The sequence below is a fragment of the Paenibacillus sp. J31R122 genome, assembly GCF_056269185.1.
This window is the reverse complement of record NZ_JBWDNM010000011.1, coordinates 24,752-36,175: the sequence shown is the minus strand read 5'-3', so window position 1 is coordinate 36,175 and position 11,424 is coordinate 24,752. Positions and strand designations below refer to the sequence as shown.

Annotated in this window: 12 protein-coding genes and 1 riboswitch; of the genes, 11 read left to right on the top strand and 1 reads right to left on the bottom strand. The window is 38.4% G+C overall.

Annotated features, from left to right (window positions below; translation table 11 throughout):
• Nucleotides 1-67: 67 nt before the first annotated feature.
• The 4 genes from galE to AC0YN7_RS18425 all read left to right on the top strand — a co-directional run bounded on the left by galE (nt 68) and on the right by AC0YN7_RS18425 (nt 4,010).
• Complete coding sequence (galE, locus tag AC0YN7_RS18440; protein WP_475811484.1) at nt 68-1,111, top strand: UDP-glucose 4-epimerase GalE; 1,044 nt, start codon at nt 68-70, stop codon at nt 1,109-1,111.
• 42 nt (nt 1,112-1,153) lie between these two features.
• Nucleotides 1,154-2,128, top strand: coding sequence for a glycosyltransferase family 2 protein (locus AC0YN7_RS18435; RefSeq protein ID WP_475811483.1), 975 nt, complete (start codon nt 1,154-1,156; stop codon nt 2,126-2,128).
• Between the two features lie 55 nt (nt 2,129-2,183).
• The gene (locus AC0YN7_RS18430; protein WP_475811482.1) at nt 2,184-3,557 is read left to right on the top strand and encodes a DUF3329 domain-containing protein; all 1,374 of its coding nucleotides are present in this window, start codon (nt 2,184-2,186) and stop codon (nt 3,555-3,557) included.
• A 190-nt stretch (nt 3,558-3,747) separates the two neighbouring features.
• Nucleotides 3,748-3,831, top strand: a riboswitch (cyclic di-GMP riboswitch).
• A 17-nt stretch (nt 3,832-3,848) separates the two neighbouring features.
• Complete coding sequence (locus AC0YN7_RS18425; RefSeq protein ID WP_475811481.1) at nt 3,849-4,010, top strand: anti-repressor SinI family protein; 162 nt, start codon at nt 3,849-3,851, stop codon at nt 4,008-4,010.
• A gap of 12 nt (nt 4,011-4,022) precedes the next feature.
• Here AC0YN7_RS18425 and AC0YN7_RS18420 read toward each other — a convergent pair whose 3' ends face one another.
• The gene (locus AC0YN7_RS18420; RefSeq protein ID WP_475811480.1) at nt 4,023-4,352 is read right to left on the bottom strand and encodes a helix-turn-helix domain-containing protein; all 330 of its coding nucleotides are present in this window, start codon (nt 4,350-4,352) and stop codon (nt 4,023-4,025) included.
• A gap of 397 nt (nt 4,353-4,749) precedes the next feature.
• On the opposite strand from AC0YN7_RS18420, the gene AC0YN7_RS18415 reads away from it, so the two are divergent.
• From AC0YN7_RS18415 to AC0YN7_RS18385, 7 genes are all read left to right on the top strand, one after another.
• The gene (locus AC0YN7_RS18415; protein WP_475811479.1) at nt 4,750-6,696 is read left to right on the top strand and encodes an asparagine synthase-related protein; all 1,947 of its coding nucleotides are present in this window, start codon (nt 4,750-4,752) and stop codon (nt 6,694-6,696) included.
• Nucleotides 6,697-6,711: 15 nt separating this feature from the next.
• Nucleotides 6,712-6,849: a paeninodin family lasso peptide gene (locus AC0YN7_RS18410; RefSeq protein ID WP_475811478.1), complete on the top strand. Its 138-nt coding sequence runs from the start codon at nt 6,712-6,714 to the stop codon at nt 6,847-6,849.
• An 85-nt stretch (nt 6,850-6,934) separates the two neighbouring features.
• Nucleotides 6,935-7,858: an aldolase gene (locus AC0YN7_RS18405; RefSeq protein ID WP_475811477.1), complete on the top strand. Its 924-nt coding sequence runs from the start codon at nt 6,935-6,937 to the stop codon at nt 7,856-7,858.
• A complete protein-coding gene (locus tag AC0YN7_RS18400) occupies nt 7,859-8,182 on the top strand; it encodes a lasso peptide biosynthesis PqqD family chaperone (protein WP_475811476.1) in 324 nt (107 codons plus the stop codon).
• 19 nt (nt 8,183-8,201) lie between these two features.
• Nucleotides 8,202-8,657: a lasso peptide biosynthesis B2 protein gene (locus AC0YN7_RS18395; protein WP_475811666.1), complete on the top strand. Its 456-nt coding sequence runs from the start codon at nt 8,202-8,204 to the stop codon at nt 8,655-8,657.
• Nucleotides 8,658-8,681: 24 nt separating this feature from the next.
• On the top strand, nt 8,682-10,487 hold the full coding sequence (locus AC0YN7_RS18390; protein WP_475811475.1) for an ABC transporter ATP-binding protein: 1,806 nt from the start codon (nt 8,682-8,684) through the stop codon (nt 10,485-10,487).
• Nucleotides 10,488-10,549: 62 nt separating this feature from the next.
• A complete protein-coding gene (locus AC0YN7_RS18385) occupies nt 10,550-11,317 on the top strand; it encodes a metallophosphoesterase (RefSeq protein ID WP_475811474.1) in 768 nt (255 codons plus the stop codon).
• Nucleotides 11,318-11,424: the final 107 nt, after the last annotated feature.

Sequence of the window (11,424 nt, the reverse complement as noted above, 5' to 3'; positions counted from 1 at the left end):
ATTTAAATATAATGTTCTTTATAAAGAACTGAATGTGTCTTATAATGAATTAACAGGGGGTATTTGAATGGCTATATTAATTACAGGTGGAGCTGGATACATCGGAAGTCATACTTGTGTAGAACTTCTTGAGGCTGGATATGAGATTGTAATTGTCGATAACTTCTCTAACAGCAATGAGATCGCTTTGAAGAGAATAGCTGAAATAACGAACAAAGCATTTTCATATTATAAATTAGATCTTTTGGATAAGGCTGGACTTGATGATGTTTTTAAAAAACATTCTATTGAGGCAGTCGTTCATTTCGCTGGGCTTAAAGCCGTAGGTGAGTCTGTTCGTAAGCCGTTATCCTATTATTCTAACAATATAACGAGTACTTTAATGCTATGTGAATTAATGAATAAGCATAACGTTCATAAGCTTGTATTTAGTTCGTCAGCAACGGTATATGGATTACCAGAACAAGTTCCTATTTCAGAAGATTTTCCTCTTGCTGCAACAAATCCTTATGGACACACAAAGCTCATGCTGGAACAAATATTACAGGATTTGGCTGAATCGGATGATAGATGGGGAATTTCGATTTTACGTTATTTTAATCCAATTGGTGCGCATAAGAGCGGAAGAATAGGTGAAAACCCGAGCGGTATTCCGAATAACTTACTGCCTTATATTTCGCAGGTTGCTGTAGGGAAGCTTAAGGAAGTAAGTGTGTTTGGTAATGATTATCCGACAGTTGATGGAACAGGCGTAAGGGATTACATACATGTGGTTGATTTAGCTTTAGGTCATTTGCGAGCTCTTGAGAAGGTTGTTGATCAATCGGGAGTAGATGTATATAACCTTGGAACAGGTCGCGGTTATAGTGTTCTAGAGATGATCAGAGCTTTTGAGAAAGTATCAGGTTGCAAAATACCATATCGAATTGCCGACCGAAGACCTGGTGACATTGCGCTTTGTTATGCAGATACAACGAAAGCAAATAAAGAGCTGAACTGGATAGCAGCAAGGGGAATCGAAGAAATGTGCAATGATTCATGGCGGTGGCAATCAAGTAATCCGAGTGGTTATTTGGAAGAAAGTGATGCTCAGCCTCAGCTGTCATTTTGATCATGCTTGTTAGTTTGAATCCTAAGGAGCTATAGAAAATTTATGAAAACAATTTCAATTCTTATTCCTGCGTACAATGAAGAAGAGGTGCTTCAGAAGCTGTATGAAAGATTGGTCCTTGTCATAGATCATTTACCCTGTTATAAATTTGAGATGCTGTTTATTAATGATGGAAGCAAAGATAATACTTTATTCATTATAAAGTTTCTAAGGGAACTAGACAAAAGGGTTAGCTATATGGACTTATCAAGAAATTTCGGTAAGGAAGTCGCGATGATAGCAGGGCTTGATTATGTAAGGGGAGATGCGGTCATTATTATTGATGCGGATCTCCAGGATCCGCCTGAGCTTATCCCGCAAATGATACAGTATTGGGAAGAAGGTTATGATGACGTTTATGCGAAGAGAAGAAGTAGGTTAGGCGAGACTTGGATAAAAAAATGGACCGCAAAGTCCTTCTACCGCTTGTTGAAGGGCTTAACAAGAATACCGATTCAAGACAATACTGGTGACTTTCGATTACTTGATCGTAGATGCATTGAAGCTTTAAAAACGTTACGGGAAACGCAAAGGTATACAAAAGGGATGTTCAGCTGGATAGGTTTTAACAAACAAGAAATTATATTTGATCGGGATTCTAGAGCTGCCGGCGAAACTAAATGGAATTATTTTAAGCTGGTGGATTTGGCAATCGAAGGAATAACATCATTTACAACAGCCCCACTGCGCATATCCGCATTGTTTGGGGTTCTCATATCAGTTGTCGCTTTTATTTATATGGGATGGGTCATCATAAAGACTCTGCTCTTTGGCGAATCTGTGGCTGGTTATGCTTCGTTAATAACTGTTGTTTTGTTCTTAGGTGGCATACAGTTATTGTCTCTAGGCATTATTGGTGAATATTTAGGAAGAGTATTTAATGAAACAAAGCAGAGACCCTTATACTTTATCGATGAATATGACGGAGAGAAGGTTTCTGTCAAGGATAAAGCTAAAGAAACTGTATCCATAGGATAATGGCATGCCATACTTAAACAGAGCTCTAATAAATTGAATAGTAGGATGGTATATAATGACAGTTACTAAATATAGCAGTATAACGTTATTACTATTATTGTTCACGTACATGTTAACGGTGAATCTACTTTCACCGATGTTTGCAGATGATTTTAACTACTCATTCATGTGGGATAAGTCTAAACGAATTGAAAATTTATTTGATGTTTTTAGGTCACAGTATATGCATTATTTCGAATGGGGCGGTAGGACTGTTGCCCATACAATTGGTCAAATATTGCTGATGTTGAATAAGACTGTTAGCGCAACGCTAAATGCATGTATATATGTTTCTTTCATTTACTTAGTTTATTGGCATTCGCAAGGGAAAAAACTAATGATTCAATCAGGTGCAGTCCTGTTGTTAATCATATTTTTTTGTTGGACAAGTCTACCTTCCTTTGGTGAAACTACCATCTGGATAATTGGCTCTGTCAATTATTTATGGACCTCGGTCATTATTCTTTTATTTCTTCTGCCCTTTAGAATAACTATGATAGGTGTAGGATTAAAGGATCGGTTTTTAAGCCGTTTGAGTATGTTGATTTTAGGTGTCGTTACAGGCTGGACGAATGAAAATACTGCTTTATCAACATTACTGCTAGCAGCAATATTATTAGGATATTTTTATTTCAAGAAAAAGATAGCCATATGGATGCTGACAGGCTTTGGCGGTATGATAGTAGGCTTCCTGCTCCTAATGCTGGCACCTGGTAATATGGTAAGGGCAGCGAGAATGGAGAAGGCCGAAGATTACTCTTTTATGTTGTATCATATTAAAATACCAGCAGCTATGACTATTAAGATTATGCTGATTCAAGCGCCACTCTGGATAGCATTATTTATATTTATAGCCATATTATTGGCATATTTCAACAAAAGAAGAAATAATTGGCTTGGATTTTACAAAAAAAATGGCTCTGATTTGCTCTATTCATTTGTATTTATTCTACTTAGTGTAATTAATAATGTAGTTATGTTCGCTTCCCCGTATTTTCCTTTGAGAGCTGGCTTTGGCTCTAGTGTCTTCCTAATTATTGGTGTTATGGGTCTTCTTCGGATGAACGTTATTCGAGCAGTATTCATGAAACAAAGATTTGTATTTTCAATTATATTAAGTGTAGTGCTACTTATTTCTATGAGTCTCGTTTTGCTTAAATATACGCAACTAAATGAAGAGCAGCAGAATCGTCTATCTGTAATCAAAAGTCATATAAACGAAGGGAAGCCTGATGTTAAAGTTTCCTCTTTTTCAATTAACAATAAAAATCCTTACGAAACCTATCTGGATCATGTATTTGTCAGTGATATTGGAGAGGATCCCGCAATTTGGCCAAATACGATTTATGCGAAATACTTTGGATTAGAATCAATCAAGCTTCAAAAGTGAAAAGCAGGAATTGATATTTATATGATTGCCCGTAAGTATTCAGCCATTTTGATCCATTCTAAAGTGGTGTGACAGTCACAATTTTTTTGATTTTTACAAGCTGATTCGACAAAAAATACAATTATCTCCCAAATTTCAAGTACATAAAGCGACAGCATATGCGTCCGAAGGGGGATATAATACTTATAGTTAGTGAAAGGGAGACGTTGAAATGCGTTTAGTATCTGGGCACCTTAAACGCATGGAGTCAGTGGTGCAACCGGCCCCGATATGAATGGGGGACAAGGTGATATGACGCTTGGACAAGTAGATAATATTCAAGATTTGGATATGGAGTGGGTTGAATTAATTGTTAGCGCGCGTAAAATGGGACTTAATACAGACGACGTTCGTAAAGCACTTCTTTGCCTTGAGGAAGAAGGTAAGGTAGACAAACAGGATAAAGCTGTGTAAATAGGTTAAATGCTATTCACGCTTTATTTTCCACTTATTAAATTCCAAGAACTCTTTGAATTGATCTTTACTAACGCCAGATGCCATTGCTTCCTTAACTAGGTCTGACCACTCACGATCTAGATGCTCGGGATTACTTTCAGTTTGATCGGTATTTAAAAACTCTTCAATAGTTACATTTAATACTGCGCCAACCTTCTCGAGAAACTGTATCGAAGGATTTTGCTGTAGTCCACGCTCTATTGAACTAAGATAAGACTTTGCGACGCCTGCTCTTTGGGAAAGCTCCGTTAGGGAAAGTCCTTTTCTCTTGCGCAGCATTTGAATGCGTTCTCCAATCATAGCCAATTCCTCCGTTTGTACATAGATGTAAACTCACTTCTATTATAACTAATAATTCTCAATTAAGAAAGCTTGTAAGTAATAACGAATATATTTTTCTGGGTGATTGAATCGAATCCACTAAGTTAGTAAATAAGTGGATTTTTTTTTGTGAGAGAAAGCGATTGAAATGTAAAAAATAGCTTGAAAAAATGTATTAAGGTTTGATAAAGTTTTGTTTTTTATAAAGAACAAAACAACAGCTTTCATTTACATAAAATTGAATATTTTTGATTGACAAACCCTTTTTAAGGGTGTAACATTCAGATATGTTCTTTATTGAGAACTAATGCTCGCTTGGATGATATTCGTATTTGTTAAGTAAATAGAACGGATCGATATCACATCGGAGGAACAAATGAGTGCGATCACAGCCGTATATGAAATCGATCATACTAACTTAGTGTTAGAGCAGGGCAATCGAATGATGCATGAATTATCTCAATTTCCTTGTAACTCTTCACAAGCTTGGAATGTTGATAATGTGTTTCTTGGCTGTCACAACCAGTGGATTACACCTGAATCTGTTGGTGAGCGCAATCCCTTTTATGATTCCGAAAGACGATTAGTCATTACCGCAGACGCTATTATTGATAACCGTAATGAATTATTTAACTTACTCCAGGTACAGCATGATAGCAGAGAGCATATTACCGATGCTGAGCTTATTCTGCTTTCCTATTCCAAATGGGGCGAGGATTCTCCCAAATATTTGATAGGTGAATTTGCATTTATCATATGGGATGAGCGTGAGCAGCGAATGTTCGCTGCAAGAGATTTCTCTGGCAGCAGAACGTTATATTATCACTGGAGTGGTGAAAGACTTGCGTTGTGTACAACAATGAAGCCATTGTTTACTATACCGAATATTGTAAAACGTCTGAATGAACAGTGGTTGGCTCAGTATCTGGCAATCAATACAGCGATATTAAGTGTTGATGTTACTAGTAACGTATATAAGGACATCTATCAAATACCCCCCTCACACAGTCTGATAGTGAATGGTAATCAAATGAAGGTGTCGAGGTACTTTACAATAAAGACGGGGATGAAGCTTCGCTTTAAGACGGATGAACAATATGTCGAAGCGTTTCAGGATGTTTTTCAAGAGGCTGTGAATGCTAGACTGCGAACTCATCGCCAGGTTGGATCGGATTTGAGCGGAGGACTGGATTCAGGAGCGGTTGCCGCTTTCTCAGCCAAAGCGCTTCGTCCAATGAACAAGCAGCTTCATACGTTCAGCTATATTCCCACTAAAGACTTTATTGATTTTACACCTCGTCATAGTATTGCGAATGAGTCCCCCTATATTCAATCGACTGTTCAGCATATTGGGGGTATTACACCACATTATCTGGATTTTGAAGATAGAAATTCGTTTACAGAAATAGATTCTTATCTTGAACTGTTGGAAATGCCTTATAAAAATTATATGAATTCTTTTTGGATTAGAGGTATTTATGAAAAAGCTGCAGAGATAGATGTTGGCGTATTGTTAACAGGAGCTCGAGGGAATTTAACGATATCCTGGGGCGACGCATTAGCAAATTATACTCACCTCTTTAAGCAATTAAGATGGATTCGCTTAGTTCACGAACTGAAGGCATACAGCATGAATATGGGAACAGGGCGTGCGAGGTTGCTTTCAGTGATGATGAATAAAGCATTACCGATGTTAAATAAAAAAAGATCACAGGATTCAACGGATTCAACTTCTTTAAAACCGATCATTAATGCAGAATTCGCTAGGAAGACGAGAGTTTACGAGCAGCTCCGAATGCATGGATTAAATGATGCGGGTATGTTTACAGAAACAAATATTTATAACTTTAGGAAATGGCACTTCGAGGATCCGTTTCATTGGAACTCGACAAACACGCTTAATACTAAATTGTCTTTAGCTAGCGGCTTGTGGAGTAGAGATCCAACAAACGATATTAGAGTGATCCAATTTTGTTTATCGGTTCCCGAAGATCAATATGTTCAAAATGGATTAGATCGTGCATTGATAAGGCGAGCAACTGAAAACCTGCTGCCGGATAATATAAGGTTGAATCAACGAGTACGTGGCGTCCAAGGTGTGGATTGGCTGCATCGTATGCTTCCTTATTGGCATTCATTCATCGAGGAAGCTGAGCAGATGAGCAAGGACGAAAGAATCATGGAATTTGTTGATGGCAGCTTGATTAAAGAAGCTTTGAATCGGTACAAAGATGCTGTTCAGCCAGAGCAAGCTAATGATGGAGGCTTGCGAGATTTAATGTGGGGCTTAAACGTGTATCGATTTCTGAAGCGCAATTTATAAAAGGAGGTGATATACATGGAGAAAAAGCAATGGAGCAAGCCTGAGTTAGAAGTTCTTCAAGTCAATATGACTGAATTACAACCTACACTTGGTCAAGGACTTGATAAGGATTATCCTACAGGAACACCGTTTCCTGATCTTACCTGGAGCTAACTTACTTAGCAACAATTGGAAGCCCTTGTACGAACTTTGTATAAGGGCTTTCAATATCAATTGATTTTTTAATGGAGTGAGTATTTTGCAAAGTACAAGGACAAGAGAAGGGTATAAAGCGTTTGGCTTGAGCATCATAAGTGACATTTCGTTTCCCGAGCTGCTGAGGACTGACGTTGAACAGGATTGGGCAGAGGTTGAGATTATTGTAGATCCTTTTCTTAGAAACGGGTTTGAAGCTAATACTCAACATATTTCTGTTGAAGATGGTACTGTAACGCTGCAAACACAAGATGCTGGAGTTTTTCGAATGATTAATGGAAATAAGATTATTGTTTCTCCTTATGCTTGGACAGACGAGGACATTATCCGATTATATATACTTGGTACTTGTATGGGTATTGTGTTATTACAAAGGTCGATTTATCCGCTGCATGGCAGTGCTGTTGTTATTAAAGGAAGAGCTTACGCCTTTATTGGTGAATCAGGAGCTGGCAAGTCTACGCTTGCTTCAGCATTTGTAGGCCGCGGATATAAGCTACTAACCGATGATATTATACCTGTAACCTTCTCGTTATCGGAAGAATTGCCGTTCGTGACACCTTCCTACCCGCAACAAAAGCTGTGGCAGCAAAGTTTAGATGCTTTTGGAATGGAAAACACAAATTTACGCTCCATACACGGTCGTGAAACGAAGTACTGTGTATCGGTTGAGGATAAATATTGTACGGATCCAATTCGTCTAGCGGGTGTATTTGAATTGACAAAGACTGAGGCAGACGGAATTAGTATCCAACCGGTAAAAAAACTAGAAAAGCTGCCTTTGCTCTTCCAGCATACGTTTAGACAGTTTTTAGTTCCCAGAATGAAGCTGACAAATTGGCATTTTAGTCTTTCAGCACAGCTTGGTGAACAGCTTCCAATCTATCGACTTCAGCGTTCAAATACAGAATTTTCAGCTCCTCAGCTTGTTGACCTAATATTAAATACCATTGCTATGGAGGAATAAATGATGACAAAAAGTCTAAACAGCCAATCGGCGGCAGTAATCGATCAAGTCCAACTATTAAATGCGAGGGTAGTCCGTAATTCTAATAATATCGTTAGCGACATGGGTGGAGAGAAGGTCATACTAAGTGTTGAAAATGGCAAGTATTATAATCTAGGTGCAATGGGGGGACAGATTTGGGATCTCATCCATGAGCCTATCGATGTCATACAGCTTGTTGATCAACTTACTGAGCAATACGAAGTAGAACGAATAACCTGCGAAGAACAACTTCTCCCTTTCTTACTTCACTTGTCGGAGGAAAAGTTAATTCACATTAATTAATAAGGTCATGGTGCTGAATATGGGATTGATCAGAAAATGCAGGTTGATTTTTTCCTTAGATTTAGAAACTATTTTTCTTTATATAGAGGCAGCACTTTATTTGGGGTGGGCGAGATTTCATCTTCTTTATTATCCATTTGCCCGAATTGCGCCTAAACTTGGTACATACATGAAAGAAACGGATACCGCTTATATTAGGGAAAACCATGCAACCTTATCCAAGGTACATCATGCAATTGAAATTATGAGCAGAAATACGTTCTGGGAAACAAAATGCTTAGTTCGTGCGATTACCGCGATGAAGATGCTTGAGAAGCGTCGTATTGAAAGCACCTTATACTTAGGAACCGCAAAAGATGAATCCGGAAAGCTGATTGCCCATGCGTGGCTTCGGAGTGGTTCTTTGTATATTACTGGATCAGAAGAGATGAGCAAATTTACAGTCACGGGCATGTTTGCCAAGCTCATCCAATGAATATGAAAAGAAAGTGATGATCCGATGAATCACATTATATATTTCACTTTAAAACTGCATAAGTTTGCGGGGAAAGTATTGTATCTTAATTTATTTGGAATGATGATAGTCGGTCTTTTGGATAGCTTAGGACTACTTATTTTGGTGCCGTTACTTTCCGTTATTGGGATTATCGATTTTCAAGTCTACAAAATTCCTGGTATGAGTTTAATAGAGTTTTTAAATCAAATGCCAAGGCTGCAAGCATTAACTATCGTTTTGTTAGTATTTGTGGGCTTGGTACTGTGTCAAAGTCTCATTAGTCGCAGTCTTAGTATTCGAAATTCCATTATTTCGACGGGCTTTATTAATAGTCTTCGATTAGAGGTATATCGAGCATTGCTGCAGGCGCAGTGGGGCTTTTTTTTGAGGAAACGAAAATCAGATTTAATAAGTTCATTAACTGAGCATATCGGTCTTGTTTCGAATGGCACTTACTTGATTTTGCAATTTATTACATCTCTTGTGTTTACGATCATTCAGGTCGGTATTGCCTTTCTTATTTCCTCTAAGATGACTTTATTTGTATTAGGTTTCGGTTTAATCGTTGTTTTCCTATCACGTCGATTTATTAAACAATCACATCAAATAGGCAGCGTGGCGATTGATCTTTATCAAAGCTATATTGCAGGCATAACGGATCATTTTAATGGAATGAAGGATATTAAAAGCAATTCTTTGGAGCTTTCACGTTATCAATGGATGCAGGAGTGGTCTCAAAGATCAGCGGACGAGCGTTATGTTCACATAAAATTAAGAAGTAATTCGCAGCTTGTTTATAAGCTAACCTCCACAGTTATGATAGCTGTATTTATATTCACATCAGTTATGCTTTTTAAAAATGAGGGCGGATATTTACTATTAATTATAGCGATGTTCGGGCGCCTATGGCCTCGTTTCACAGGCATACAAACCAATTTGGAGCAGATTTCTGCGAATATGCCTGCGTTTAAAACACTTATGGAGCTTCATCAGGAGTCTATTAGAGCGAGGGAGTTAGTAGATGTAATTGTTAATGATGGTGATGCTGTGTTACCAACTCGGCTAGAGAAGCATTTGGAATGTCGACAAGTCTATTTCAGATACGATCAACTGGAACCCCATTATACATTAGAAGCGATTAATTTGATGATTCCAGCAAACGGAATGACGGCAATCGTGGGCCAGTCAGGCGCTGGAAAAAGTACTTTAATCGATGTTATGATGGGACTTATAAAACCAGAGCTGGGACAGGTATACGTTGATGACAAGCTGCTAACAGATGAAGACTTATTAGCATTTAGAAGTTCAATTAGTTATGTGCCACAGGATCCTTTTCTTTTCCATGGAAGTATTCGAGACAATTTGATGATTATTGATCCAAATGCGAACGAGCAGCAAATGTGGGATGCTATGGAGTTTTCATCTGCTGCGGAGTTTGTTAGAAAACTGCCACAAGGCTTGGATACGATTATAGGTGATCGTGGCATCCGGTTATCTGGTGGGGAGCGTCAAAGACTTGTTTTAGCTAGAGCTATATTGAGAAAACCATCTATCCTTATACTAGATGAGGCAACGAGCGCACTGGATTCGGTGAATGAGACAAAAATCCAAGAGGCAATAGAACAATTAAAGGGCAAGATGACGATTATTGTCATTGCTCATAGACTTTCGACGATCCGGAATGCGGATCAGGTCCTTGTACTGGATAAGGGAAAAATCGTGCAGACCGGTAATTTTGTGAAGCTGTCTGAGGATAAAAAGGGCTTATTCAGTAGATTGCTAGGTAATCAGCTGCAGCTGGCTTTATAGTGGATGGTTTATTATACTGGATGTTAAGGCACACCATGACAATACTGTAGAGGAGGACACCTTTGGAAATCATACTAACTGTTGCGACAGCAGCGCTTCTCCTCTATCTACTGTTTATACTGCCAACACAATGGTTGAAAGTAGAGTGGATACAACATAGTACGGGTATTAACAAACGTATCCTCCAAATTAGTGATCTGCATGTAGACATGCTGCGGATCAGCGCGGAGCAATTACGCCGAATAATTGAGGAGAATAAGCCTGATTATATTTTTCTCACTGGAGACTTTACGTATAGGAACCGCTATATCCCGCGTTTGAATCACTATTTGAAGATTATTGCTGAATGCGGAATACCCACATACGCTGTTTTGGGTAATCACGATTATCAGAACCGGCGTCTAACCGGAGCAATTCTAGACTTGTTTGATGCCTTTGGAATCCCTGTCCTACGTAACGAATCGCTATCACTTCCTGATTTCGATTTAGTAGGCATCGATGATTATGGAACAGGCCACAGTAATGTAGAAAAGGCGTTTAAAGGGATTTCTAATAAGCGTCCAGTCATCGTCATTACGCATGATCCTAACGTTTTGCTTCGTATTAAGCACCGATTTGATTATTTAATGGCGGGTCACCTGCATGGTAAGCAGTTGAATGTGCCGTTCTTTTTTAAGTTAAAGCCAAAAGGGCCTCTTGCTGCGAGAGGTATCTACAAAGGGCTTCATACGAATGAATTCGGTGCATTCTACATTTCCAAAGGGATTGGTCAAGCAGGTGTGAATGCTCGGTTTATGGTAAGAAGTGAAATTACGCTCCATGATTTATAAATAAACTGTTTAAAAAAAGACCTGTTATGTGAAGCTGCAGCTTCATATAACAGGTCTTTTTTTAACTAATAGAAGACGATACGAGCTAAGAATAAAGTGGAATTACA

Excerpts from the sequence above, each read along its gene's own strand:
- AC0YN7_RS18420 (WP_475811480.1), bottom strand. The coding sequence starts at position 4,352 with ATGATTGGAGAACGCATTCAAATGCTGCGCAAGAGAAAAGGACTTTCC.
- AC0YN7_RS18430 (WP_475811482.1), top strand. The coding sequence starts at position 2,184 with ATGACAGTTACTAAATATAGCAGTATAACGTTATTACTATTATTGTTC.
- AC0YN7_RS18425 (WP_475811481.1), top strand. The coding sequence starts at position 3,849 with ATGACGCTTGGACAAGTAGATAATATTCAAGATTTGGATATGGAGTGG.
- AC0YN7_RS18415 (WP_475811479.1), top strand. The coding sequence starts at position 4,750 with ATGAGTGCGATCACAGCCGTATATGAAATCGATCATACTAACTTAGTG.
- galE (WP_475811484.1), top strand. The coding sequence starts at position 68 with ATGGCTATATTAATTACAGGTGGAGCTGGATACATCGGAAGTCATACT.
- AC0YN7_RS18410 (WP_475811478.1), top strand. The coding sequence starts at position 6,712 with ATGGAGAAAAAGCAATGGAGCAAGCCTGAGTTAGAAGTTCTTCAAGTC.
- AC0YN7_RS18435 (WP_475811483.1), top strand. The coding sequence starts at position 1,154 with ATGAAAACAATTTCAATTCTTATTCCTGCGTACAATGAAGAAGAGGTG.
- AC0YN7_RS18400 (WP_475811476.1), top strand. The coding sequence starts at position 7,859 with ATGATGACAAAAAGTCTAAACAGCCAATCGGCGGCAGTAATCGATCAA.
- AC0YN7_RS18390 (WP_475811475.1), top strand. The coding sequence starts at position 8,682 with ATGAATCACATTATATATTTCACTTTAAAACTGCATAAGTTTGCGGGG.
- AC0YN7_RS18395 (WP_475811666.1), top strand. The coding sequence starts at position 8,202 with ATGGGATTGATCAGAAAATGCAGGTTGATTTTTTCCTTAGATTTAGAA.